The sequence below is a fragment of the Paenibacillus sp. FSL L8-0435 genome (assembly GCF_037965655.1).
In the GTDB taxonomy this organism is placed as follows: domain Bacteria; phylum Bacillota; class Bacilli; order Paenibacillales; family Paenibacillaceae; genus Paenibacillus.
Genome location: NZ_CP150185.1, coordinates 2,043,266 through 2,070,090 on the forward strand (window position 1 = coordinate 2,043,266; position 26,825 = coordinate 2,070,090).

26 protein-coding genes are annotated in these 26,825 nt (G+C 46.1%); 23 read left to right on the top strand and 3 right to left on the bottom strand.

Annotated elements, in window-relative coordinates:
* Window positions 1-212: 212 nt before the first annotated feature.
* The 7 genes from NST33_RS09390 to NST33_RS09420 all read left to right on the top strand — a co-directional run bounded on the left by NST33_RS09390 (window position 213) and on the right by NST33_RS09420 (window position 5,309).
* Window positions 213-401, top strand: a complete 189-nt coding sequence (locus NST33_RS09390; RefSeq protein WP_017689496.1) for a hypothetical protein — start codon at window positions 213-215, stop codon at window positions 399-401.
* A 207-nt stretch (window positions 402-608) separates the two neighbouring features.
* Window positions 609-743, top strand: a complete 135-nt coding sequence (locus NST33_RS09395; protein WP_260632893.1) for a hypothetical protein — start codon at window positions 609-611, stop codon at window positions 741-743.
* 63 nt (window positions 744-806) lie between these two features.
* Window positions 807-1,700, top strand: coding sequence for an acetyl-CoA carboxylase, carboxyltransferase subunit beta (accD, locus tag NST33_RS09400; protein WP_221823132.1), 894 nt, complete (start codon window positions 807-809; stop codon window positions 1,698-1,700).
* Window positions 1,701-2,732 (top strand): acetyl-CoA carboxylase carboxyltransferase subunit alpha, encoded by a 1,032-nt coding sequence (locus NST33_RS09405; protein WP_339307701.1) that lies wholly within the window; start codon window positions 1,701-1,703, stop codon window positions 2,730-2,732.
* A 105-nt stretch (window positions 2,733-2,837) separates the two neighbouring features.
* Complete coding sequence (gene pyk / locus NST33_RS09410; RefSeq protein ID WP_062833547.1) at window positions 2,838-4,265, top strand: pyruvate kinase; 1,428 nt, start codon at window positions 2,838-2,840, stop codon at window positions 4,263-4,265.
* A gap of 101 nt (window positions 4,266-4,366) precedes the next feature.
* Window positions 4,367-4,903, top strand: coding sequence for a thioesterase family protein (locus tag NST33_RS09415; protein ID WP_237176130.1), 537 nt, complete (start codon window positions 4,367-4,369; stop codon window positions 4,901-4,903).
* Window positions 4,904-4,910: 7 nt separating this feature from the next.
* Entirely contained in the window at window positions 4,911-5,309 is a 399-nt protein-coding gene (locus tag NST33_RS09420; RefSeq protein ID WP_076209101.1) for an FxsA family protein, read from the top strand.
* A gap of 98 nt (window positions 5,310-5,407) precedes the next feature.
* Here NST33_RS09420 and ytvI read toward each other — a convergent pair whose 3' ends face one another.
* Complete coding sequence (gene ytvI, locus NST33_RS09425) at window positions 5,408-6,526, bottom strand: sporulation integral membrane protein YtvI (RefSeq protein WP_221823142.1); 1,119 nt, start codon at window positions 6,524-6,526, stop codon at window positions 5,408-5,410.
* Window positions 6,527-7,057: 531 nt separating this feature from the next.
* Between ytvI and citZ the strand changes: the two genes are divergently transcribed.
* The 4 genes from citZ (at window position 7,058) to NST33_RS09445 (ending at window position 11,128) form a co-directional block, all read left to right on the top strand.
* A complete protein-coding gene (gene citZ / locus NST33_RS09430; RefSeq protein WP_017689488.1) occupies window positions 7,058-8,170 on the top strand; it encodes a citrate synthase in 1,113 nt (370 codons plus the stop codon).
* A gap of 147 nt (window positions 8,171-8,317) precedes the next feature.
* The gene (icd, locus tag NST33_RS09435; protein WP_036609828.1) at window positions 8,318-9,610 is read left to right on the top strand and encodes an NADP-dependent isocitrate dehydrogenase; all 1,293 of its coding nucleotides are present in this window, start codon (window positions 8,318-8,320) and stop codon (window positions 9,608-9,610) included.
* Window positions 9,611-9,625: 15 nt separating this feature from the next.
* Window positions 9,626-10,567 carry a malate dehydrogenase gene (gene mdh / locus NST33_RS09440; protein WP_076318370.1) on the top strand — a complete coding sequence of 314 codons (942 nt, stop codon included), beginning with the start codon at window positions 9,626-9,628 and terminating at the stop codon, window positions 10,565-10,567.
* Window positions 10,568-10,708: 141 nt separating this feature from the next.
* A complete protein-coding gene (locus NST33_RS09445; protein ID WP_036610969.1) occupies window positions 10,709-11,128 on the top strand; it encodes a hypothetical protein in 420 nt (139 codons plus the stop codon).
* A gap of 262 nt (window positions 11,129-11,390) precedes the next feature.
* On the opposite strand, the gene NST33_RS09450 is transcribed toward NST33_RS09445, so the two are convergent.
* Window positions 11,391-12,950, bottom strand: coding sequence for a histidine kinase N-terminal 7TM domain-containing protein (locus NST33_RS09450; protein WP_339183669.1), 1,560 nt, complete (start codon window positions 12,948-12,950; stop codon window positions 11,391-11,393).
* Window positions 12,951-13,339: 389 nt separating this feature from the next.
* Between NST33_RS09450 and NST33_RS09455 the strand changes: the two genes are divergently transcribed.
* The 12 genes from NST33_RS09455 to NST33_RS09510 all read left to right on the top strand — a co-directional run bounded on the left by NST33_RS09455 (window position 13,340) and on the right by NST33_RS09510 (window position 26,521).
* On the top strand, window positions 13,340-14,209 hold the full coding sequence (locus NST33_RS09455) for an SDR family oxidoreductase (protein ID WP_339307705.1): 870 nt from the start codon (window positions 13,340-13,342) through the stop codon (window positions 14,207-14,209).
* A 293-nt stretch (window positions 14,210-14,502) separates the two neighbouring features.
* Window positions 14,503-14,850: a cupin domain-containing protein gene (locus NST33_RS09460; RefSeq protein ID WP_221823147.1), complete on the top strand. Its 348-nt coding sequence runs from the start codon at window positions 14,503-14,505 to the stop codon at window positions 14,848-14,850.
* Between the two features lie 43 nt (window positions 14,851-14,893).
* Window positions 14,894-16,714, top strand: a complete 1,821-nt coding sequence (locus tag NST33_RS09465; protein ID WP_237176125.1) for an ATP-binding protein — start codon at window positions 14,894-14,896, stop codon at window positions 16,712-16,714.
* A 116-nt stretch (window positions 16,715-16,830) separates the two neighbouring features.
* Window positions 16,831-17,559, top strand: a complete 729-nt coding sequence (locus NST33_RS09470) for a response regulator transcription factor (protein WP_036609823.1) — start codon at window positions 16,831-16,833, stop codon at window positions 17,557-17,559.
* A gap of 152 nt (window positions 17,560-17,711) precedes the next feature.
* Complete coding sequence (locus tag NST33_RS09475) at window positions 17,712-18,890, top strand: methyl-accepting chemotaxis protein (RefSeq protein ID WP_339307708.1); 1,179 nt, start codon at window positions 17,712-17,714, stop codon at window positions 18,888-18,890.
* A 233-nt stretch (window positions 18,891-19,123) separates the two neighbouring features.
* On the top strand, window positions 19,124-19,879 hold the full coding sequence (pstB, locus tag NST33_RS09480) for a phosphate ABC transporter ATP-binding protein PstB (RefSeq protein ID WP_221823161.1): 756 nt from the start codon (window positions 19,124-19,126) through the stop codon (window positions 19,877-19,879).
* 63 nt (window positions 19,880-19,942) lie between these two features.
* Window positions 19,943-20,602 (top strand): phosphate signaling complex protein PhoU, encoded by a 660-nt coding sequence (gene phoU / locus NST33_RS09485; protein ID WP_101313351.1) that lies wholly within the window; start codon window positions 19,943-19,945, stop codon window positions 20,600-20,602.
* 236 nt (window positions 20,603-20,838) lie between these two features.
* A complete protein-coding gene (gene polA, locus NST33_RS09490) occupies window positions 20,839-23,493 on the top strand; it encodes a DNA polymerase I (protein ID WP_339307711.1) in 2,655 nt (884 codons plus the stop codon).
* 118 nt (window positions 23,494-23,611) lie between these two features.
* Window positions 23,612-24,439, top strand: coding sequence for a DNA-formamidopyrimidine glycosylase (gene mutM / locus NST33_RS09495; RefSeq protein WP_339307713.1), 828 nt, complete (start codon window positions 23,612-23,614; stop codon window positions 24,437-24,439).
* 100 nt (window positions 24,440-24,539) lie between these two features.
* Entirely contained in the window at window positions 24,540-25,355 is an 816-nt protein-coding gene (locus tag NST33_RS09500) for an MntP/YtaF family protein (protein ID WP_339308656.1), read from the top strand.
* A 9-nt stretch (window positions 25,356-25,364) separates the two neighbouring features.
* Window positions 25,365-25,961, top strand: a complete 597-nt coding sequence (gene coaE, locus NST33_RS09505; protein WP_339307715.1) for a dephospho-CoA kinase — start codon at window positions 25,365-25,367, stop codon at window positions 25,959-25,961.
* Window positions 25,958-26,521, top strand: coding sequence for a lytic transglycosylase domain-containing protein (locus NST33_RS09510; protein WP_036609809.1), 564 nt, complete (start codon window positions 25,958-25,960; stop codon window positions 26,519-26,521). Before coaE ends, NST33_RS09510 begins: the two co-directional genes overlap by 4 nt.
* A gap of 82 nt (window positions 26,522-26,603) precedes the next feature.
* Here NST33_RS09510 and NST33_RS09515 read toward each other — a convergent pair whose 3' ends face one another.
* On the bottom strand, window positions 26,604-26,825 hold the full coding sequence (locus NST33_RS09515; RefSeq protein ID WP_017689472.1) for an alpha/beta-type small acid-soluble spore protein: 222 nt from the start codon (window positions 26,823-26,825) through the stop codon (window positions 26,604-26,606).

Below are 26,825 nucleotides of genomic sequence, written 5' to 3' on the forward strand. Positions count from 1 at the left end.
CGCTGCCCTGATAAGCTTGTGGCTGTTTATGGAAGAGGTAGGAACAAGAAGATTTCGTCAACCATATGAGTTATTCGTGGGGGACTAATGTCCCTCATGATCCCAAATTCTCCCCAAAGGTCCCGAACCCTTTCTTGCAGAAAAAAAGTGAGGTATGTTATCATTAGTCCAATATACGGGCTCTGAACATTAGCTTAGGGGGCGGACAAGGCATGTGGACGGTGATTTACATTGCACCGACAGCAAAGGTTGCGGACAAGATCAAGACCAAGCTTTCGGAAGAAGGTTTTCTGGTACAGACCCGTCCCATCAGTTTATCCAAGCAGCAATTTGAGATTCGCGTCCCTTCTGGGGAATTGGAAGAGGTCCAGGAAGTGTTGAATTCCATTCTGCATTCCTGATATGTTCGACATCGACGTGCCTTGGCAGATGAAGAAGTACCATCGGTACATAAGGGACTAATCGCGTAAGCGGAGAGAGGAATCGACTTGCATGTATTGTATGCTGCTGTCCTTCCTTCTTTTTTTGTTAGGACAAGGACCGACCTGGTTGCTACCGGAGACCCTACCAAGATAGATTCAAACATCGGCGCAACAATCTTTCGGTTTTTGCAGGTAACATCAATCGTGCTGACAGAAGCCGCTGATCCTTGCCCTGTACCGGCGGATTTTTTTGTTGTGAATGCTGGACAAGGCCCAGGGCAGCGTGTGGGTCGTAAGCGGTTTACCGTAGCACGCGGATGAAGCTGCCACAAGCAGCGCTCTGCAGGTTGCGGCCATCAAATCAACGGCTGGAGAGGTGTAGTTGTGTTCAAAGATATATTCCAGAAGAAACGGAAGTACGCTACCATACCTTCCGAGCGTGCACTTCCCGGCGAAGGCCAGGAAGTCCTAGAACGCCCAAAACGTGAAATACCTGAAGGGCTTATGAACAAGTGCAGCAAATGCGGCACCATTCAATATAGCAAGGAATTGGAGAAAAATCTGAAAGTATGTCCTGCCTGCGGTTACCATATGCGTCTTAACGCTATGGAGCGCATTGCTATGGTACTTGATGATCAAGGATTTGTTGAATTTGATGCTGATATGATATCGGTTGATCCACTTGGCTTTCCTGGATATAGCAACAAATTGGAACAACAGCGTCTGAAATCGGGCCTGAAGGAAGCGGTAATTACAGGGGAAGGAACTATTGATGGCCTGCCTGTAGTTGTGGCTGTCATGAGCTTTGATTTCTTCACAGGAAGCATGGGTTCTGTTGTGGGGGAGAAAATTACCCGTGCCGTTGAGCATGCAACAGAGAAACGGTTACCATTGATTATTTTCTCTACATCAGGTGGTGCCCGGATGCAAGAGAGTATTCTCAGCCTCATGCAAATGGCCAAAACAAGCGCAGCTTTATCCCGTTTGGATGAACAGGGCGGGCTGTACATTTCGGTCATTACGGACCCAACGACAGGTGGAGTCTCGGCAAGTTTTGCGAGCCTGGGCGATATTAATATTGCCGAACCTGGCGCTGTATTTGGTTTTGCCGGCAGAATCGTTATCGAACAGACGATCCGTCAGAAGTTACCTGATGATTTCCAGACGGCTGAATTTAATATGCAACATGGTCAGTTGGACATGGTTGTGCACCGGAAAGAACTACGGACCACTCTTGGTAAGCTTCTGGATATGCATAGTGAAAAAGGAGGGGTCTAAATGGCGGGTGAGTTGCCATATGAAGCGCCTCTGGTTGAGATGCGCAAAAAGATTGATGAACTCGTACAGTTTGGACAGGAAAAAGGCATCGACTTCACGGACGAGATTGCCCGCCTGGAAGAACGTTACCATAGACTTGAAGAAGAGATCTACACTGGCATAACAGCAGCTCAGAAGATGCATCTGGCCCGTCATCAGCAGCGCCCAACGGCGCTGGATCTGATCCAGCTGATATTTACGGACTTCATTGAGCTGCACGGTGATCGCATGTTCGGAGACGATCTTGCGGTTGTTGGCGGACTTGCCAAGTTGAATGGAAAGACAGTAACGGTAATCGGACAACAGCGGGGGAAAGACACGAAGGATAATATCGCCCGCTTTTTCGGCAGCGCTCATCCAGAAGGTTTCCGAAAAGGACTTCGTCTGATGAAACAAGCGAACAAATTTGGTCGTCCTATTATTACGTTTATTGATACTAAAGGGGCATATCCGGGTAATACTGCAGAAGAGAGAGGTCAATCGGAAGCGATTGCTCGCAACCTCATGGAAATGGCGAAGCTATCGGTTCCTGTTATTGTTGTGGTCATCGGCGAAGGTGGAAGCGGCGGTGCCCTCGCTATGGCTGTGGGTAATCGTGTGTTGATGCTGGAACATGCGATCTATTCTGCAATCTCTCCAAACGGCGCTGCTTCGATTCTTTGGAAGGATGCATCCAAGGCAGATCAGGCGGCTGAAGCCATGAAAATAACAGCCAAAGACTTGCTGGAGATGGAAGTCATTGAAGAGATTGTCCCTGAGCCACGCGGCGGTGCTCATCGGGATTATGAAGCGTCTGCTGCTTTCATCAGTGAAGCTTTGGTCCGTCATCTCGACGAGATGAAGGGTTGGAGCGGGGATCAGCTGAAACAGGATCGTTATGAGAAATTCCGTAAAATTGGATCGGTCACGATTGAACCTCAAGCCTCCATTGAAGCCCCTCAAGAGCTTGTAGAAGTCGATGTTGCGAGTAATTTGTCGGGAAATGCTGAATAATGTGACGAATTTCCTATACAAATGAGCAAAAGTATAGTAAATTTAATAGTTGGAAAAAGAAAAATAGATAAAGAGTAATACCTTTAAAATCGGAGGAAACCCAAAATGCGTAAAACGAAAATTGTATGTACCATTGGTCCATCCAGTGAATCTCTGGAGAACACCAAAAAATTGATTATGGCCGGTATGAATGTGGCCCGTCTGAACTTCTCCCACGGTGATTTCGATGAGCACGGCGGACGGATCATTGCGATTCGCCAAGCATGCGAAGAGTTGAACAAAACAGTAGCGATCCTGCTGGACACCAAAGGACCGGAAATTCGGACAGGTAAACTCGAAGTTGAACCGATCGAATTGGTTCAAGACGAGTACATCACTTTGACAACAGAAGAAATTCTGGGCACCAAAGAACGTCTTTCCATTACGTATACAGATCTTCCGAATGATGTTGAACCGGGATCTACAATTCTGATCGACGACGGTCTGATCGGACTGACCGTGGTGGAAGTACAAGGCACCGAGATCAAATGCCGTATCGTTAACGGCGGATCGATCAAAAGCAAAAAAGGTGTTAACGTTCCGGGCGTTGCCATTTCTCTGCCGGGTATCACCGAAAAAGACGCTAACGATATCGTATTTGGTATCGAACAAGGTGTCGATTTCATCGCAGCTTCTTTTGTACGTAAAGCAAGTGACGTACTTGAGATTCGTGAACTGCTTGAAAAACACAATGCTGGACATATCCAAATCATCTCCAAAATCGAAAACCAACAAGGTGTTGATAACCTCGACGAAATCCTTGAAGTGTCTGACGGCCTGATGGTTGCTCGTGGAGACCTGGGTGTTGAGATTCCTGCGGAAGAAGTACCTTTGGTACAAAAACGCATGATCGAAAAATGTAACGTTGCAGGTAAACCGGTTATCACAGCTACACAAATGTTGGATTCCATGCAGCGTAACCCACGTCCAACACGTGCGGAAGCAAGTGACGTGGCAAATGCAATCTTCGATGGTACGGACGCAATCATGTTGTCTGGTGAGACAGCTGCGGGTAAATACCCAGTTGAATCTGTTCTGACCATGTCCCGTATTGCTGAAAAAGCAGAATCTGCTCTGCCTTACCAAGAGTTGTACCTGAAACAACGTGTTGCTCAACAAACAACAGTTACAGAAGCAATCAGCCAATCGGTTGCCCTCTCAGCTCAAGATTTGAACGCAAAAGCGATCATCACTTCAACTGAATCAGGACACACTGCACGCATGATTTCCAAGTATCGTCCAGAATCTCCAATCATCGCTGTGACTACGGAAGATAGAACTTCCCGTCGTTTGGCTCTGGCTTGGGGTGTAACTCCTGTCAAAGGAAGACTGGTTGATTCGACGGATGCTTTGTTCGAAAACGCAATTGAAGGCGGCGTAAAATCCGGACTTGTTAAAGAAGGAGACCTGGTTGTGATCACAGCAGGTGTACCTTTGGGTCGTTCCGGTTCTACCAACCTGATTAAAGTAAGCCAAATTCCAAACAACGCTTAATAGCGTCTTGGATGGAGAAGCAACAGGAAAGAAGCAATGGGGCTTTATTGTCCCGTTGCTTTTTTTCCATCTTCTTGACACTTTACAACGAAGTAACACGTATGAATGACAGAACGAAGGAGGCCGATAACGTGCGAGAACAGAGCAACGGCAGCTGGTATGCGGCACGTCTTCGTGTACGCTATCAAGAAAGTGACCAGATGGGCGTGGTCTACCACGCGAACTATTTGAATTGGTTTGAAATCGGTCGAACTGAGATGATTCGCCAAATGGGGTATACATATCGTAAAATGGAGGAACAGGGGTTACTGCTTCCCGTAACCGGACTGGATGTGAAGTATCACAAGCCTGCCCGATATGATGATGAGATTATCATTTTCACCCGTATTGCTGCATTTAGTGGTCTGCGACTGAATTATGAGTATGACGTAAGACGCATGTCTGAAGAACCTGATGAGCATATGGCGATTGGAGAACGGGTATGGTTAGCTGATGAATCACTTCCAGGTGAACGCCTAGTTACAGGCTCTACCCAGCATGTATGGGTGAATGGGGACTGGAAGCCGGTTCGGCTGGATAAGGCAGCCTCTGAGCTATACAGCGCGCTTGAAAAGGTGTGGCTTTTGGGAAAGGGGTAATACGTCAATGCGAAAATGGATGTGGGCTTTACTCTTAATCATTCCGGTGATTGAATTATTTGGTTTTATTCTGATGAGTGACTGGATCGGAGCCGGAAAGACATTGCTTCTCATGATTCTCACGTCCTTGATTGGTATAGCAATGTTGCAGTTTGAAGGGCGAAAAGTACTTGTGGACGCCAAATCCGAGATGGAGCGTGGCAAGGTACCTGGAAGAAAAATGGTCGATGGTCTTTTTATTTTTGTCGGTGGTTTCCTGCTCTTGATTCCAGGTTTTGTAACGGATCTGATCGGGTTTACACTAATATTTCCATTAACACGTCCGGTTTACCGTCTGTTCTTCCTGGGGTGGCTGGAGAAAAAAATGAAAAGTGGAAAAATTACGTTTTATCGTCGTCCGAAATGAAGCACCAGTTGTTATGCATAATGGAAAAGGCTCCGCTCAGCAGATAATTTCTGTTGAACGAAGCCTTTTCTATTTTTCCTGTGTCATAAGATGATGCCTCATCGGACACGTCCGTTGATGATATACGTTCTGAGGTCGCGTAATACGTTAGCCCGATTGAACGCATCGAGAATCACGAGACTGACAGGGCCAATGATCAAGCCCAGAACACCGAACAACTTCAAACCCACAAACATGCCAACCAGCGTGGCGAGTGGGTCGAGCCCAACACTGCTTGCAAGTACCTTTGGTTCAATAATCTGACGAGCGATCAGTAAGATCAGATAGATAATACTAATGCCAATACCCAGATACAGATCCCCATTCATAAAGAGGTATGCTGCCCAAGGCACCATGACAAGGCCAACACCCAGATAAGGAAGCAGATCGACCAAACCAATCATCAGAGCGATGGTGAAGGCTGAATTGACTTGCAATATAAGCAGCCCAATCATAACGAATAGTGCTGTAATCGAGATCATGATTAATTGTGCTCTTGCGTATCCGAACAGGGCCTTCTTAAGGTCAGTCCATATATCGGAGATCGGCTTGCGAATGGAAGAGGGCACCCATCCCGATACGGTGATGTTGTGCCTGGTCCAACTTTTGCTAATGAAGAATGTAGACAACAGAACAACGATTAATACCGCGCCCATGTTCGGCAGGGAAGTCAGCAGACTCAGAATCATGTTGAAAAATCCGGTGACCAGATCTGTGACGGCTGTACCCACCGTCTCAGTTGTTTTACTAATATTGCTGTTGATGGTTTCCTGGTAGTTGGGATTTTCCTTGTAAAATTCATTGATCTGCGCAGTCAAACTTTGAATGGTGTCATTCTGGGTCCAGCGCACAAACGTGTCCTTGATCTCATCAACATGAAGATCAAAGCTTGTCGTAAGTGAAATGACTTCTTTTACCATGCGGGTAATCGCCGCAGACAGTACTACCGCAATGGCTCCAAAATAAAGGATCAATGAAAGAGTCACAGCCAGCCAGCGGGGGAATCGTGCTCGATGCTGAAGCAGTTTCACTAAAGGATTCATGGCATAGGCGATAATCCAGGCAATCGCAAAAGGGTACAAAAGCGGGAACAGCAAGTATATGGCAACGGCGATCAGAACGGCCGCAATGATAACCCATAAGCCGCGGAGCAGGCGTTTCATTATGATTCTATCCAAGCATCAACTCTCCTTATTTCAATTAAGCCGACCTATGTATGATCCATAAAGCAGTATTAGAAATAGATGGCTATCTTAATTAATATAGAGCATTTACAAGGTTTTGAAACGCCGGGATGTTACCAGATCTTGTTCAAAAGCGGAGTTTTTGAACAAGATCTGCGGGGATTCTTTCTTTTGCCTAGAGTATGCCTTAGTATTACAGAATATAGCAATAGAAAGTTCTTCATACGACAGGATTGGTTAAAAAACATTAAATGTCAACCTTGTTTTTGTAAAGGCTTTCAAAAATGCTTTATCGGTCCGATAAAGAAGTTTGATGTGCGAATGAACTCTCATCATGTTCACATAAACGACAAAATCCAGTATGATGTTATAAGTAAATACCGATTGACAGATAGGAAAACCGCAGTTTGAAATATTTGTTAATTTTAAAATGAAAATGTTTACAAAAAGAGAATAGGTGCACTTTGGCACTTATATGCACTCTGGAATGGTTCCTGATTTCGCTTATTAAAGGAGAGATGTAATATGACAGCTACCAAAGGTCTGGAAGGCATCGTTGCAACAACCTCTTCGATCAGTTCTATTGTAGACGGTGTGCTCACATACCGTGGTTACGATATCGACGATTTGGCTGAACATGCCAGCTTTGAAGAAGTTGCCTATTTGTTGTGGTTTGGTAAATTGCCAACAACGGATGAACTGAAATCCCTTCGTAAAAGCCTGAGCGATTACGCGCCGATTCCGAGCGAGTTGATTGCACAAATCCAATTGTATCCGAAAAACGTCAGCACCATGGCAGCACTTCGTTCCGCTGTCTCTGCACTTGCACTGTACGACGAGCAAGCGGATGAGATGACAACGGAAGCGAATGAGAACAAAGCGGTTAAGTTGCAAGCACAGTTGCCAACGATTGTGGCAGCCATCGCCCGTATCCGTCAGGGTAAAGAACCTGTGGCTCCAAAAGAAGGCGCTTCCATCGCAGAGAACTTTTTATATATGATGACTGGTGAAGAACCATCCGAGACCGCAGTGAAAGCATTGGATCAAGCCCTTGTCCTGCATGCGGATCACGAGTTAAACGCTTCGACATTTGCAGCCCGTGTAACGGTTGCGACGCTGTCGGATATCTATTCCGGTGTAACTTCCGCCATTGGCGCACTGAAGGGACCACTGCATGGCGGTGCTAACGAAGCCGTTATGAAAATGTTGAATGAGATTGGTACGCCTGATCGACTTGAAGCGGCAATTCAGGAAAAACTGAATAATCGTGAAAAAATCATGGGCTTTGGACATCGGGTGTACAAAAACGGTGATCCACGTGCCAAACATCTACAGAAGATGTCCAAGGAACTTGGCGAGATGAACAATGATACGCGCCTGTATGATATGTCTGTGAAGATCGAGGAACTGGTAACAGGACAAAAAGGACTGAAGCCTAACGTAGACTTCTATTCTGCTTCTGTATATACCCAACTGGAGATCGAACAGGAATTGTTCACTCCAATCTTTGCGATCAGCCGGGTGTCTGGATGGACTGCGCATATTTTGGAACAGCTTGCGGACAATCGCATCATTCGTCCACGTGCGGAGTACACTGGCCCTACAGAACAGAAATACGTTTCTATTGAACTTCGCTAATAGCCGCAAAAACGGTATAATAATATGGACGAGGTGAAGGGTTGGAAAGCAGAGGCTTTACTGGCTTAGGCTCTCAGGACCCTTCTCTCAACAAGACTAGTGGTATGATGAATACTGCATATACGAAACCTAGGAGGAATTTTAACTATGAAATTAGAAAAATTTGCTCACCCAACTGAAGGCGAAAAAATCCAAATTGATAACGGTACACTTCAAGTACCTAGTAATCCAATCATTCCATTTATCGAAGGTGACGGTACAGGCCGTGATATCTGGAAAGCTTCCAAACGTGTATTGGATGCAGCTGTTGAAAAAGCTTATGATGGCAACAAAAAAATCGCATGGTATGAAGTGTTTGCTGGACAAAAAGCATTCGATACATACGGTGAGTGGTTGCCGAATGATACACTGGAAGCCATTCGTGAGTATATCGTAGCGATCAAAGGACCATTGACTACGCCAATCGGTGGCGGTATTCGTTCCCTGAACGTAGCCCTGCGTCAAGAGCTTGACCTGTACACATGCTTGCGTCCTGTTCGTTATTTCGACGGTGTACCTTCTCCGGTTAAACGTCCTGAGTTGGTAGACATGGTCATTTTCCGTGAGAACACAGAAGATATCTATGCAGGAATCGAGTATGCTGAAGGTTCTGAAGAAGTGAAAAAAGTGATCCAGTTCCTGCAACAGGAGATGGGTGCTAACAAAATCCGTTTCCCTGAGACTTCCGGTATTGGTATCAAACCAGTTTCTTCCGAAGGTTCGAAACGTCTGGTACGTGCAGCAGTGCAGTACGCAATTGACCATAACCGTAAGACGGTTACATTGGTACACAAAGGTAATATCATGAAATTCACAGAAGGTGCCTTCAAAAACTGGGGATATGAAGTGGCTGAAGAAGAGTTCGCTGACAAAGTATTCACATGGGCACAATACGACATCATCAAAGAAAACGAAGGTACAGATGCAGCGAATGCAGCACAAAAAGCTGCTGAAGATGCTGGTAAAATCATTGTAAAAGATGCGATTGCCGATATCGCTCTGCAACAAGTATTGACTCGTCCAGGCGAATTTGATGTTATCGCAACATTGAACCTGAACGGTGACTATCTGTCCGATGCACTTGCAGCGCAAGTTGGCGGAATTGGTATCGCTCCTGGAGCAAACATCAACTACGTAACAGGACATGCTATCTTCGAAGCAACTCACGGTACTGCACCTAAATACGCGGACAAAGATGTCGTGAACCCTGGTTCCGTTATTCTGTCCGGAGTAATGTTGCTTGAGCACTTGGGATGGCAAGAAGCAGCTAACCTGATCTACAAAGGTATGGAAACATCCATTAACAATAAAACAGTAACGTATGACTTTGCACGTCTGATGGACGGCGCTACTGAAGTGAAATGTTCTGAATTCGCGGATCAAATCATTAAAAACCTGTAAGGGGAGATGTGAATCTTGACTATTCAGCGCAAAAAAATCACAGTAGTCGGCGCCGGTTTTACCGGTGCTACGACCGCATTAATGCTTGCCCAAAAAGAACTCGGGGATGTTGTGCTGGTTGATATTCCTCAACTGGAGAACCCGACGAAGGGGAAAGCACTCGATATGATGGAAGCAAGTCCTGTTCAAGGATTTGACAGTCATATCGTCGGTACTTCCAACTACGAAGATACTGCAGGTTCTGAGATTGTAATCATCACCGCTGGCATCGCCCGTAAACCGGGTATGAGCCGCGACGATCTGGTCAATACGAATGCGGGTATCGTGAAGTCCGTTTGTGAAAATGTGAAAAAATATTGCCCTGATTCCATCGTCATTATTCTAAGCAACCCGGTGGATGCGATGACTTATGCAGCTTATCAGACCCTTGGTTTTCCTAAAAACCGTGTTATCGGTCAGTCAGGTGTTCTGGATACAGCACGTTATTGTACCTTCATTGCGCAAGAGCTGAATGTATCTGTTGAAGATGTTCGTGGTTTCGTTCTTGGCGGCCACGGAGACGACATGGTGCCCCTCGTTCGTTATTCGAGCGTAGGTGGTATTCCGATTGACACGCTGATTCCGGCAGACCGCATTGAGGCCATTGTTCAACGCACACGTGTTGGCGGAGGCGAGATTGTGAATTTGCTGGGTAACGGCAGTGCCTATTACGCACCAGCAGCTTCGCTTGTTCAGATGACCGAAGCCATTTTGAAGGACAAGAAACGTATCATTCCAGTGATCGCTTATCTTGAAGGTGAATATGGCTATAATGATCTGTTCCTCGGTGTACCAACCATTTTGGGTGGTAATGGCATTGAGAAAATATTCGAACTTGACCTGACAGCGGAAGAAAAAGCAGGATTGGACAAATCTGCTGACTCGGTTCGCAACGTCATTTCGGTAGTAAACCTGTAAGTTTGAAAACTTTTTGAACAGAAGCTAAAAGAAAACCTCCGGTAAACCCGGAGGTTTTCTTTTCTTTGGATAAGTTCCCCAGTATAATGGGATGTGATGTATAGCACACCGAAAATGTTGAGGAGGATGAAAATTTTGACAATGATTATGTATCTGCTCCATATTGTTGGAGCACTGGCGATGGGATTCTATTTGATTCTGCCATTTGTGGTCGGTAAAATCCGTACTTTGAATGCCGCAGCACAAGAGGGAGCCTTCGCATCACTTCGTTCTTTGAACAAAGTCGCGCAGTATGGACTTGTAATCCAACTTCTTACTGGTGGTTACCTGATGACCAAAGGTGAGTATTCTCATGTCTGGATGGCTGTTGTTGTTGTTCTGCTCTTGGCTATTGCGGCTATTGGAGGAATTATGGGTAAACCGCTGCGACTCGCTGCTGAAGGTGTGAAAAACAAGCGTGATGTGGGTCCTGAGCAAAGCAAGATCCGTATGTTCAGTACACTTCTGGCTGTATTCTTGCTAATCATGGTGTACCTGATGGTGAATAATCAGGTGATCTAAGTGCGTTGTGGACGGTTAATCCATCCTACGAAGATGTATTGTTAGTTGTTGGTTAAGCGTTTGCAGACGTAATTAGGACAAGCCAGATGATATGTAAGATGGTGTTCCGTTGAAACAAATAAAAAATAGACAGCCTCATTGGCTGTCTATTTTTTTATTACCGAGATGAGATCAGCGGTCCTCGGTGTATTTGAACTGGAACTAGAGGGATCACTACCCTTCATAACAGCATGCATACTCCATCAGACACTGTCTACATTGGTTAGGTTGTACTCACAGTATACGCACGCACTGCATTTCGACCGTTGCGCTTGGATTCGTACAAGGCAGTATCAGCGTCGCGTAACAAGGACTCCAGCGAATCTGACCCTCCATTGTACTGGGCAATACCAAAGCTTGAGGTCAGTGTAATAGGCACTCCCTTAACATCCAGGGGGTCATTCAATAAGGCAACTCTCAGTTGTTCGGCAAGTTTCTCGGCTTCTTGAAGCGAGGTATTCGGAAGGGCGATGACAAACTCTTCTCCTCCATAACGGGCAAACAACATCTCAGGACTTAAATATCGATTACAAACAGAGACCACATGAATGATGGCCTGATCGCCAACATCATGCCCGTAAGTATCGTTGATGCGTTTAAAGTAATCAATATCAAATAAAATAAATGAAACAGGTTGTAGATTAAGCTGAGCTTCACTCAAAATCTCCCGTCCTCTATGCAAAAATTGAGTGCGGTTATAGATTTTGGTCAAACCATCGAAATAAGCCAGTTGTTTCAGCTGTTCTTGCAAGAAGCGTTGTTCCGTTATATCGATTAACATAATTAGACTGCCCACAGTCTGTGCATCCTTGTTATACACGTAAGATGTCCTGACCTGATAACAGACGGTCTCTCCATTTAACTGCCAGTACAGATCGGTTTGCAATCCTTCTCTTCCGTATTCAACGGGAAACGTCTTTCCAGCAAGATTAAGCCAGATATCATCCAAGGGTTGGCCAATCATAGTTGTATCAAGCTCTGGTAACATGTCACGCAGAGATCGGTTGTAATCGACCAGTCGATTGAAACTATCCAGTACAATAACACCTTCACGCATGCTCTCGAAAATACTGTCTTTGGCGATGGGTACGATGGTCAGTAGACGTGAGGATAGAATCGCCCAGATATACATAGCAGACGTGATACACATGAGTACGGGTACGGGGTCCATCCCGCCGGGGGTCACACCAAGCAAATACAGAAAAGCTGCGACCATAGGAATAATCTGTGAAGTAATGAGAGTGAGTAATTGACGACGATACATCTTCTTGGTATGTCTCCATTGTCCGATCAGAATGAGGCAGGCACATAACAGACAGGAAAAGGTGAATGCACCGTGTACAACATACCATTGACCCACTGCGATATCCATCAGAGGAACGGGACTATCTTCTCTCAGCCATACTTTTTTATAAAATAGATGATGAAAGTCATTGGTTGCAACCATAGCTAGTGTAATGGAAGGGATTACAAACAATGAGGCAGTTACCTTTTTGGATAACGTTTTTCCTGTGTACTTTATCATCAACATGAGGCCAAGAGATGCGGAGAAGGGCATGCCTATATACTCTACGGTGGTCCAAAACTTCATCTGTTCCAGCGTGTTGCTGGCCAACTCAATTGCATAACCAAAAGTGTATATGGAGAGTGCTGCTGTGTAGAGAATGAATATTTTGGAACTGGGGATCTCGGATCTTCTGAAATAGGTATATAAACACAAAAAGACATTCAGCACGGCTGAAGTAGCTACGAGTGTTATATATGTATTAATATGCGATTCCATTGTCAGGTCTCCATGTTAGGTTAGAATGATTAAAACAATAAAAATGAGAGTTAAAGCACATCAGTATACTGTACATTGTACATCAGCCCAAGCAGCATAGGAATACACTTTGTATCATGAAACAGTCTAATTTCGAATAAATTTCGAATTTTGGCAAAACAGGCATTAAAGCAAATAGGTTGTTTGATATCCAAAGAGAGTGGTAAATAACGATTAGAGACAGCACGCTGAGGCTTGAGTTGCTGTTGATCACAGAAGAATAATCTGGACTGTTACTGCCATCCTACAGAATGAGACTTTTTTCAGAGAACGAAAGACAAGGAAGTGTGCAGTTATGTCCATGTCTTCTGTAATCCAAATATGTTCACATTTTGAGAGGAGAATGTTAGATGTCAACTACACCGCAAAATCAAAAAACAATGCCAGCACAGCATCAAGATCAACGCCCCGGAATCGAATCAGAGATGCATCCCAGACCGGAATTTGAGAAGCCTGAATACAAGGCAGCAGGTAAACTGACGGGTAAGGTGGCGCTTATTACAGGGGGTGACAGCGGAATTGGACGTGCTGTTGCTGTTACGTATGCCAAGGAAGGCGCGGATGTCGCCATTGTATACCTGAACGAGCACGAAGATGCCGAGGAAACGAAGCGTCAGGTTGAACAAGAAGGGCGCAAGTGCATCTTGATTGCAGGTGATATTGGTGATGATGCCTTTGCGAAGAAGTCGGTTCAGCAGACAGTGAATGAACTGGGCAAACTGGACATTGTCGTGAATAACGCAGCAGAGCAGCATCCACAGCAGAATCTGGAGGATATTACGCCAGAACAGCTGGAGCGTACATTCCGTACCAATATCTTCGGCATGTTCTATGTGACACAAGCAGCCCTTCCACATCTGAAGCAGGGCAGTACGATTATTAATACAACCTCCATCACAGCCTATCGCGGTAGCCCGACCCTGCTTGACTATTCATCTACCAAAGGAGCAATCACTTCGTTCACTCGTTCGCTGTCGATGAATGTGATTGAGAAGGGAATCCGTGTTAATGCCGTTGCACCAGGGCCGATCTGGACACCGCTTATTCCATCCACATTTGATGAGAAAAAAGTAAGTGAGTTCGGCGCAACGCAGCCAATGAAGCGGCCAGGACAACCGGATGAACTGGCTCCCGCCTATGTATATCTAGCTTCAGATGATTCTTCGTATGTGAGCGGACAGGTGATACATGTAAATGGCGGTGAAGTGGTGAACGGATAATACGTAATGAACGTTTAGACTCAGGATAGGATTGATTATATAGAGAGGCGTATCGCTTTCAGCATGGCTGAGCGGTGCGCCTTTTTGATATCAAGTGAATATGTATGTCAAAGATGCGGTTTAGCACCTGTTTACAAAAGTCGGCATCTCTGTTGATACAACTATGATATTTTATTATTAGCCTTGTCTGACTGCAGTTAAATAGCGTATTGCACAGTATTGACTAAAAGATTGGGAGTCCCCTAATCTGTGATATGATAGATTGAGCAATTATACTCGGAGGGACAAGTCATATGAAAATGAGCAAACAGAATGCAGCGCATTATATATGGGGTGCACAGTGCGATGGTTGGCATCTCGTTCAAAACGAAAAACTGAGCATCATTCATGAGCGAATGCCGACAGGAACGGCTGAAATACGACATTATCATTCGGTAAGCCGTCAGTTTTTTTTCATCCTCAGCGGTGAAGCGTGTATGGAACTTAATGGAGAGACGTTTGTGCTGGAAACCCATGAAGGAATAGAGATTGCACCCGGAATGCCGCATCAGATGATGAATCGGAGCAACGAGGAAGTGGAGTTTCTCGTAATTTCCAATCCAGGTACCCGTGGGGACCGAATTGAACTGGATTCAATGTAGAGCAATTCATAAGATATTAATCTGATCATAAAGGAAGAGATAGATGAGACCGTTCCGAATTCGCCTTGCCATCATTATGATGGTGCTAATCGGCGTATCCGTCATTGTGGCTGGATATACGATGGGCAGAGTGTTTAAGACTACGCATATAGCCGCATTGGAGCAAACCATGGTGCGCGAGATTAATTTGCTCAAAGCAACTTTTCCATTCCATGATGCAAGTGATCCAACCTCGGAAGCCACACGAAAGTATTATTCAGATCGGGCGTTGGAACTGGATCGTCTGACGGATTCCCGGGTAACCTTCATCAATAAAGACGGCATGGTCATTGGGGATTCCGAGAGTGATCCGGCATCCATGGATAATCACTTGAACCGTGAGGAGATTAAGGGTGCCGTTGGAGATGGATACGGGCAATCCATACGTTACAGTGAGACACTGGGACAAGACATGCTGTATGTAGCGCTACCTGTGAATTCGGATCAAAGTGACATGATTGAAATACCTAGCGGCAAATTTGATGGTTACATTCGTCTATCCATGAGTCTACAGGCTGTAGATCAAGGGCTTCAGCGTGGTTGGATGATTATGTTTGCTGCACTTGGACTATTGTTCTTAATTGTCGCGTTTGTCAGTTATCGGGTTGCACGCGGATTAACATCCCCCATTGAGCATATTACAAAAGTGGCCCATCGGATCACCAAGCTGGAATACGATGCCAGAGTTGATGTAACGCGTAGAGATGAGATCGGACAGCTGGGGCTTGCGATAAACGGAATGGCTGACAGCTTGCAGTCTCAACTGAAGACGATTCGTGACAATGAAGCGTTGTTACAGAGTGTCCTTGCGAACATGACTGGAGGTATTGTCATGATCGACGCAGGGCAATCTATTGCACTGGTCAATCGGGAAGCGGAGCGTATGCTTGGTATTCAGGCAGGAAAGGTTACGGGTAAACCTTATACTGAATTGAAAAGACACTACGAATTAACTCGTACCATTGAAGAGAGTGTTGCACTGAAAGAACGGATGCATGAAGAAGTGAGTGTGTTCAATCCGGAGGAAAAACTGATCCGTATTGATGGAGTACCGATGTCTGAAGATGATGGCGGTTATCGAGGCATGTTGTTCCTGTTGCAGGACGTGACGGCGATTCGCCGATTGGAGTCAATGCGGAGTGAGTTTGTTGCAAATGTCTCTCATGAGCTCAAGACACCAGTTGCTGCAGTCAAAGGGTTTGCCGAAACGCTGCTCAGCGGCGGGGTACAGGATAAGGAGACAGAGAGATCATTCCTGAAAATCATCTATGATGAAGGAGATCGACTTAACCGATTAATCGGGGATATTCTGGAGTTATCCAAAATTGAATCGAAACGCGCACCGTTGCAATGCTCACCTGTCCATGTACACTCTTTCTTCGAAATGGTGCTGGGCACCTTGTCCAAGGTGGCGGAGAAAAAGCAGATTCGTCTGGAAATGCATGTTCCGGAGGAACTGTACATTGAAGCAGATGAGGATAAGATGAAGCAGATATTCATCAATCTGTTATCGAACGGCATCAACTATACCCCCGATGGTGGACGAGTGAAGTTACAGGTGACGATGGATAACGATGATGAAGTCATCTTTGCGGTTTCAGATACAGGAATTGGCATACCGAAAAAAGATTTGCCGCGAATCTTCGAACGGTTCTATCGCGTTGATAAAGGCAGATCCCGTAATTCAGGAGGCACAGGCCTTGGACTTTCCATCGTTAAACATCTGGTGGAACTGCATCATGGCAAATTGTCTGTAGAGAGTGAACTGGGCATGGGGACAACGTTCCGTGTGATCCTTCCATTCATTCAAGACGAAGAGATGTAGGCGTCTGGTATCAAAATGTAAAAAGTGTGTATTGTTTTACACCGCGTTAACAAATTAGTGCTATGATAGAAAAAGTGTTGTGGCAACAGACAACCTATGAAGAGAGAAGGGGTATCATGGCACAGCGTTTGCTAGTTATTGAAGATGAACCTACATTATCAAGATTACTCACGTATAACCTGACACAGGAAGGTTACGACGTTACAGCAGAGGATCACGGATCTGCAGGATATGATCGGGCCTTGTCCCAGGAATTTGATCTCATTTTGCTGGATTTGATGCTTCCGGGCATGAATGGTCTGGACATTCTGAGCAAGTTAAGAATACAGGGTGTTAGTACACCTGTTATCATTCTGACGGCCAAGAACGGTGAAGCCGAGGTTGTGCAGGGACTGAAATCAGGTGCCGATGATTATATTACCAAACCATTTGGTGTATCTGAGTTATTAGCCCGAGTGGATGCGGTATTAAGACGTTATTCCAATGGCGAAGATTTACCACAGCTTGAGGACAAGGATGGCTCACGAATTATTCTGGGAGAGCTGGAGATTTATCCTCTGAAATATGAAGTGACATTGGGTGGACAATCCATCAGTCTGCGTCCGAAAGAGTTCGAAGTACTTCTATATTTGGCCAAAAAGCCGGGTGTGGTACTGACAAGGGATGATCTGATGAACGCTGTGTGGGGCTTCGATTATATCGGAGGTCAACGAACCGTGGATGTTCATGTCAGCTCATTACGTAAAAAGCTGGAGCTGGACCCGGAATCGGTTCACATTGATTCCATTCGTGGTGTAGGTTATAAATTGGTTGTCAAAAGAAAAACTCCCCATCATTCAAGTTAGCAATGATCGGGGAGTTTTATTTTACGTTCATTTAACATAAAGGAAGATTTTACTTTACGTAGAGGGAGTAGCATGGACTTATATTAGTGATACTTTGTACCTATACCTCCCACCTCAAGACGGAGCTAATACGTAAAGGAGATTGCGCATTTATGCCCATGTTGCTCGAAGTGAAACCCGACCAGCCTCATGTTGTTTTACATAATGAAGAATTAACGACACCCATAATGGAGCAAACTGAAGTAGCAATAGTTGCTGAAGAGTCTGTAATCCATTTGCATGACTATTATCGTCAGGTTCCTGTCGCGGGGGTCCATACGACCTGCGGAGAAGCAGCGACGATGATGAATCAGGATCAGGAGCACCCATGTATTGTATTGTGTGATGAGCAGATGAAACCTACTGGATTGTTAATGCGAGAGACGTTATATCGGATGTTAAATGGCCGTTTTGCCGCAGATCTATTCTACCGTAAGCCGGTCATACAAGTAGTGAATACATCTCCGGTTATAGCAGATATTCATATGGAAGCCGCAACGATTATTGATATCGCACTTGGACGGAATGAACAGCATTTCTACGATTGTCTGCTGGTTACGGAACAAGACAGACTGCTTGGTGTGCTGACGATGCGTGATGTGATGTCCCTCTCCCGCAGGCTGCAACAGGCTTCATCGGCAGAGCGTGTGCGTACGGTAACCGAGAGCAGACAGGAGATATCGAGAATCAACGATGCGGTCACCAAGCTGGTGCATGCAGCGAATCAGACTGTACATGAAGCACGTGAGATCATGGCATTGTCTAAGCATGGGGAAGAGAGTTTGAAGGACGTTGATGCTTCCTATAACCGGGTACATCAGCATATGGAGAGTCAAGGTCAACATGCAGATCACATGCTGAATTCGATCAAAACAGGCTCAGGCATGGCACAATCCATTCGCTCCCTGGCAGATCAAAGTGGCCTCCTCGCCCTGAATGCTTCCATTGAAGCAGCTCATGCTGGAGAATATGGAAGAGGTTTTCAGATTGTTGCAGGGGAGATTCGAGCGCTCGCGAAACAGACCCGTGAGGTTGCGGGCAACATGTCTTCATTGCTAGAGAATATTGGTGGATTGACCCTTCAGACTGTTGAACTGGTTAAGGAAAGCGGAGCGGAGATTGACGACAGTTCGGTGCATGTCACTGCAGGGGGAGCAACGTTCCGACAACTGAACAGTGCAGTGAGAGATTTGTCTCGTATAGCAGAAGAGATCGCCATGGAAGGTGGGAAAGCTGGAGAAGTTGCAGAGCACATTCGTACGAAGCTGGATGAGATGGTTTCGAATAGTTAGTAAACTATAAGGTAGTCATTAAGGCAGGCATCAGCAATCAGATTGATCCATTAAGCAGATCATGAAGGTTAAGGATGTCTTTTTTTACATTCCGTTAACATGAAAGTGATACTGTTTTTACAATGAAAGGGTAGGATATTAAAGATGGCCGAGCAGCGATGAAAGATTATCAGTATCGGTCTCAACGTAAAGGGAGTTTCCGTGTCCCTGCAGCGAAGGAGAAGTGAACATCCATGAAGGACCTCATTCACATTGAAAATCTTAATTTATATTATGATACGCATCACGCGCTTAAAAATATATCGATGGATCTGCCGGAAAAAACTGTTACTGCGTTCATCGGGCCGTCAGGTTGTGGTAAATCGACATTGCTTCGCACGTTAAACCGGATGAATGACATGATTCCGGGTGTTCGTGTGGAAGGACAGGTTATGCTGGATGGCTCTGACATTTACAGTAATGAGATTGAAGTGGAGACACTGCGCAAACGAGTTGGCATGGTGTTCCAACAACCGAATCCTTTTCCAAAATCCATATACGATAACGTGGCTTATGGACCGCGCTTGCACGGGGTAACCCAAAAGGCTGAACTGGATCAGTTGGTGGAACAGAGTCTTGTCCATGCTGCCCTATGGGATGAAGTGAAGGATGTATTGAAAAAGTCGGCACTTAGTCTGTCTGGCGGACAACAACAGCGTCTCTGTATTGCACGGGCGCTGGCTGTACAGCCAGACGTTCTGCTGATGGATGAAGCAACGTCTGCCCTCGACCCGATCTCCACATTGAAGATTGAGGAACTGGTGAAGGAATTGCATCACAAGTACACGATCGTTATGGTTACCCACAATATGCACCAGGCGGCACGGGTATCTGGACGCACGGTATTTTTCCTGAATGGTGAAGTGGTGGAGGCAGCTGATACGGAGACGTTATTCTCCACACCGCAAGATTCCCGGACCGAGGATTATATATCTGGAAGGTTCGGTTAAGCGAGCTGAATTGGAATGATCCCGGCATACCCGGAGATGATGGATAAGGAGGACATGAAATCTATGATTCGCAGAAAAGAATTTGATCAGGAGCTTGAAGAGCTGCGTACCTTGCTCAAACAAATGGGTGAACATGTAGGAGCAGCATTGGATGGTGCTATTGAGAGTTTACAAACGATGAACGCGGAGAAAGCTCAGGTCATCATCAAGAATGATGCGAATCTGAATGCCCTTGAAGACAAAATTATGGAACTTGGCTCCAAACTGATCATCACACAACAGCCGGTGGCAAAGGATCTCAGACGTATTATCGTGGCATTCAAAATCTCCAGTGATCTGGAGCGTATGGGAGATCTTGCGCTCGACGTGGCGAAGGTGACACTCCGGATGGATGGACAGAAGCTGATTAAACCGCTGGTGGATATCCCGCAAATGGCAGAAATCGTGAAATCCATGGTCGATGAATCCATCGAATCTTTCCTGAAAGAAAACACAGACCTGGCCTATAAAATGGCTCAAACGGACGATCAGGTAGACCAACTGTATAGCCACATGATCAGTGATCTCTACACGTTAATGACGGAGCATCCTAATCAGGCTTCACAGGCTATGCTGCTGATGATGGTTGGGCGTTATATTGAACGTATTGGTGATCATGCAACCAACATTGGTGAGAGCACGGTGTACCTGGTGACAGGTAAACGTCCGGATCTGAATCAATAGAAGAGCATTGCTTTGGAATTGGGGAATCAGTACTGATAAAGTAATGCAATCATATGAATGGAAAAGGACTTTCTCTCAGGTAGGCTGCGTACAGCTGTCTGCGGAGAAGGTTCTTTTTTTTGCAATTAAAAATGAAGTGAAAAGAGGCTATTCTTTTTGATGTGACAGGTGGGTATGGTATCATGAGAGTAGATGTAATTTGAAGAGGTTGACCATATAATACGCGAGGTGCTGGAATGGACAAGTTTATTCTCATAGATGGAAATAGCATTATTTACAGGGCGTTTTTTGCAATGCCGCCTCTGACCAACTCGAAAGGTCTGCATACCAATGCGGTATATGGCTTCACTACGATGCTGCTGAGATTGCTTGAAGAGCATAAACCTACACATGTCATGGTTGCATTTGATGCAGGCAAAATCACGTTTCGCCACGAAGGGTATCAGGAATACAAGGGTGGACGGGAGAAAACACCGCCAGAGTTGTCAGAGCAATTCCCTTTGCTCAAAGAGCTGCTGAAAGGACTTGGCATTGCTCAGTTTGAACTCGCTGGATTCGAAGCGGATGACATCATTGGAACGTTAACCAAACGGGCAGATGAAGCGGGCAGACAGGTGCTGGTTGTATCGGGTGACAAAGATATGCTGCAGCTTGCTTCCGAACATGTACATATCGGGCTGACGCGTAAAGGGGTAACCGATATTGAGCTGTACGATCCTGCTCAGATTAAAGAGCGTTATGGTCTGACGCCGCTGCAAATCATTGATCTCAAGGGTCTGATGGGCGATGCGTCCGATAATATTCCGGGTATTCCCGGGGTTGGAGAGAAGACAGCGTTGAAGCTACTGCACCAGTTCGGATCGGTAGAAGATGTGCTGAACGGCACAAGTGAACTGAAGGGCAAGATGAAAGAGAAGATTGAGGCACACGCCGAAGATGCCCGGATGAGCAAACAACTTGCGACGATTCACCGGGAAGTTCCGCTGGAGCAGACGTGGGAGGATATGCAATTCGCTGGATTAAAAGAAGAACATGCTGGCCCTGCACTAGCTAAGCTGGAATTCAAATCTTTGCTCGAACGCCTGTCGTTCAGTGGCAGTATTGGTTCTGAACAGGAAGCGGTTCCTGCTGCCGAAGTTGAATCCTCCATTGCAACAGAGGACAACATCAGTGAGCTGTTCAGTTCACTGGATTCCATTGATGTACTCCACGTGGAGACACATGGGGATAACCCGCACCAAGCGAAATTGATTGGACTAGCTCTAGGTTCCGCTGGAACCTATACGTTCATATCTCCCGAATTGCTTCATTCAGAGGCTGCGGCTCCAGTGCGGGCGTGGCTTGGTAATTCAGACCAGCCGAAGCGCGGTTATGATCTTCATCGTGTAGATTTGGCCCTGCATGCACATGGCATTGAATTCGCTGGTGCGTCATTTGATGTACAACTGGCTGCGTATTTGCTTGATCCAACGGAATCCAACCAGACGATTAGTGGACTCACGACCAAGTATGATCTGCCGTCCCTCGTAGAGGATGACACAGTCATGGGCAAAGGCGCCAAGTACAAGGTGCCGGAAGTGGAGATCTTGGGCGATTTCTTGTGCCGTAAGGCTGCTGCAGTAGCAGCCATTATCCCACTTCAGGAGCAAGTGTTGGACACGGATGAGATGAATTCGCTGTTCCATGAACTGGAGATGCCGTTGTCACGCATATTGGCGGACATGGAGAAACAGGGCATCAAGGCCAATACAGCCGATCTACAGGCTTTGGGCAGTGAGTTTGAAGAACAGATCAGCAGGTTGATGGCTGAAATTTACAAGCTGTCAGGAACGGAATTTAATCTGAATTCACCAAAGCAACTGGGTGAGATTTTATTTGATAGACTGGGCTTGCCCGTGGTGAAGAAAACAAAAACGGGTTATTCCACAGATGCGGAAGTATTGGAGAAATTGGCTCCTTATAATGATGTGGTCAAGCATATTCTGCAATATCGTCAGCTTGCCAAGCTGCAATCCACTTATGTGGAAGGATTGCTCAAAGAGATATCCAATCGGGATGGCAAGGTGCATACGTATTATCGTCAGACCATTGCTGCAACAGGACGACTTAGCAGTCAATTTCCGAACTTGCAGAACATTCCGATTCGGATGGAAGAAGGTCGCAAAATCCGGAAGGTATTTGTTCCTTCCGAGCCAGGATGGTCCATTTTGGCAGCAGACTATTCCCAGATTGAACTGCGTGTACTGGCACACATTTCGGACGATGAGCGCTTGAAGGAAGCATTTGTCAATGATATGGATATTCATACAAAGACCGCTTCGGATGTATTTGGCGTGAAGCCTGAGGATGTGGATGGGGATATGCGTCGTTCCGCCAAGGCAGTTAACTTTGGTATCGTGTATGGCATAAGTGATTATGGTTTATCACAGAACCTGCATATCACACGTAAAGAGGCCGCGCAGTTTATTGATCAGTATTTTGAAGTCTTCCAGGGTGTACGCCGATATATGGATGACATTGTGAAGGAAGCTCGCCAGGATGGTTACGTCAAAACGTTGTTGGAACGACGTCGCTACCTGCCAGAGATTAATGCCAGCAACTTTAATTTGCGTTCCTTCGCAGAGCGCACGGCGATGAATACACCGATTCAGGGAACAGCGGCAGATATCATCAAGCTGGCCATGGTACAGATGGATGAAGCGCTGCGGGAACGCAAGTTGAAGAGCCGTATGTTGCTTCAGGTGCACGATGAACTTGTATTCGAAGTGCCTGCGGATGAATTGGAACTGATGAAAGAGTTAGTCCCTTCTGTTATGGAAAAAGCATTGGAACTGTCGGTTCCGCTGAAAGCAGAAGTCAGCTTTGGTGATAACTGGTACGAAGCGAAATAAATCAAGCACTGCGCGGTTTTTCCGGTATTTTACAATAGACCCTTCCATGTTCGAGATATAAGAAAAGGGTCCCGCTGAGCGCCATCTTCCGTTATAATATAGGGGAGGTGAGAACATCATGCCGGAATTACCGGAAGTCGAAACAGTCAGAAGAACATTGAATCAACTTATTGTGGGCAAAACGATTGATCATGTTACCGTTAGCTTGCCGCGGATTATTCAGCGGCCGGACGACATAGATGCATTTGCAATGGAACTCGCGGGACATACCGTCATTGGGGTGGAGCGCCGCGGCAAGTTTTTGCGTATTTTGCTGGACGGGCTGGTGCTTGTCTCCCATCTGCGGATGGAAGGAAGGTACGGTGTGTATGAGCATCATGAAGATGTGGAGAAACACACACATGTGATCTTCCATTTTAACGATGGTACGGAATTGCGTTATAAGGACGTGCGTCAGTTTGGTACGATGCATCTGTTTAATGCAGGTGAGGAACTGGTGTCCAAACCTTTGCTGAAGCTGGGACTGGAGCCGCTTGATCCAGCCTTTACGGTAACTGCATTCCGCGAGGCGGTTGGCAAGCGTACAACCAAAATCAAGGCTGTACTTTTAAATCAGGCATATGTGGTCGGTATCGGGAATATTTATGTGGACGAGGCTCTATTTCGCGCAGGTATCCATCCCGAGACCATTGCCAAGACACTGACCGAAGCTCAGTTAACGGTGCTCCATGAAGCGATTGTGGCTACGTTGCAAGATGCAGTGAATGCAGGTGGATCTTCCATCAAGTCCTATGTGAATGGACAGGGTGAGATGGGGATGTTCCAGCATCAACTGAAAATCTATGGACGCAAATCAGAACCTTGTACAACTTGTGGTACGTTAATTGAAAAAACGGTGGTTGGTGGCCGTGGAACGCATTTTTGTCCGAACTGTCAGCTGCTGTAACATGAACTGAATGAACGAAATGATGAAATCATAGCACCCTTGGATTCCTCCCTCCATATACTGATATGGCAGAAATAAGCGGGCGTATACCCATACTGGCATCTTCAGTTGGCACGAGTACCGCACAGAGGAGGAGTCCGGGGTGCTGCATCATTTTATTTCATTGCTGGCGCTTGCTTTGGCGCTTAGTTTAGATGGTTTTGGAGTCGGGATTACATATGGGTTACGGAGGACTAAGATTCCCCTGTTATCTATCGCTGTTATTTCGATCTGTTCGGGATTGGTTATTGCCTTGTCGATGCAAGTAGGTGTGTTGTTGTCCCATGTGGTGTCACCGGATATCGCTTCGATTGTGGGAGCCGTTATATTGATAGGTATTGGTGCATGGTCACTATTGCAACTTATTCGAAAGCAAGGCAAAGAACAGCAGGAAACAGACACTGGAACGAGTGGGGAAACAGAAGCAACGGTAACTGGGGTGGGAGAAGCACAAGAGAGACTGTCGGATTCAAAGGGCAGGAATCAGGTGCTCGCACTGGATCTGGAGCAGTCGGCTTCAAGTGGATCACTGGAACGAATGGTATTTACACTGGAGCTGCGCAAGCTGGGCGTTGTCATTCAGATCCTTCGCAGTCCCTCCAAGGCGGATATGGATAACTCGGGGAGTATATCTGCCCAGGAAGCGATGTGGCTGGGTATTGCCCTGTCTCTGGATGCGTTTGGAGCAGGTTTGGGAGCGGCACTTCTGGGATTCCCTACACTATGGACAGCACTCATTATTGCACTGTTTAGTGGGGCGTTTCTGTCACTCGGCATGAAGGTTGGCCTACGATTCTCAGCTCTGCGCTGGATGCGAAAACTGTCTGTATTGCCAGCGCTAATGTTAATGATTATGGGAATAATGAAGCTGTTATGAGGTGAAACGATGAATATAGGCTTAACCGGCGGGATCGCGACAGGCAAAAGCAGTGTTTCCGCCTATCTCGCCAGTAAGGGAGCGTTGCTCATCGATGCAGACGTTATTGCCCGGGAAGTTATGATGCCCGGGCATCCCGTGTTGGCCGCCGCTGTTAAGCGGTTTGGACAAGCCATACTGAACGAAGATGGAACACTGGATCGGAAAAAGCTTGGAAGTATTGTTTTTCAACAACCAGAGGAACGAAAGGCATTGGAGGCGATCACACATCCGGCGATCCGAAGAGAGATGCGTGAACGGGCTGCTGCATACGCGTTGCAGTATCCGGATAAACTTGTGGTATCTGATATTCCTTTGCTCTACGAATCAGGTCTGGAGGACGGTTTCGAGGAAGTCATGGTTGTATATGTCCCGAGATCGGTACAACGAGATCGCTTGATGAGTCGGGATGGAATGACTGCAGCACAGGCCGAGGCTCGAATGGATGTACAGATGGATATTGAGCGCAAAAAACAGCTGGCAGACATTGTCATCGATAACAGTGGCTTATGGTCTGCGACGGAGCAGCAAATTGACTCATATCTACGGCCTAAGGGTTTGTTATGAGAATATTGCGTAAGAAACGTGTACTGCTGTTGATGTTTGTGTCCTTTGTACTGGTGTTATTTCTGAATACAAACTGGATGGCATGGTTCTATCCCATACATTATAAGGAAGAGATCCGTGCCCAATCTCAGAGTTATGAGGTTGATCCGTTTCTGATTGCTTCCATTATCAAGGTGGAGACTAATTTTAAGACAAGCAAGGAATCCAAGCGAGGTGCCATTGGGCTCATGCAACTGATGCCGGACACGGCGAATTGGATACTGGAACAAGCCAAAATTCCCGACACTTCGCTGGAGGAATTGAAGCACGAGCCTGAACGAAATATTCAATTAGGCACATGGTATCTGCGGAATCTATCCGATCAATTCGATGGCAATGAAGCGGTCATGATCGCTGCCTATAATGCGGGTCCAGGCAAAGTGAACAGTTGGCTCAGAGATGGTGTGTGGGATGGCTCGTTCGATACGGTGAAAGATATTCCGTTTGGTGAGACGCGTCACTATGTACAAAGAGTCATTTACTATTATAATCAGTATGTAAAGATCTATAATACGTTCTAAGTATATAAGTAGAAGCACAGAGCAGGCCGGTTATTCACCGGCCGCTCCATGCTCCTCTGTGTAGCGTATTACGATGCAGATATTATTGGTATTGACCTGCCAATTGCTGTTCTGCAATTGTTACCAGACGCTTCGTGATGTATCCACCGATCGAACCGTTCTCGTAAGAAGTCATGTTACCTTGGTATCCGTCTTGTGGGATGCTGATTCCGAGTTCTTGAGCAACTTCATATTTCATTTGCTCGAGTGCTGCGGAAGCTTTAGTTACCACCAAGTTGTTGGAGTTACCATTGCTTTGTGCCAT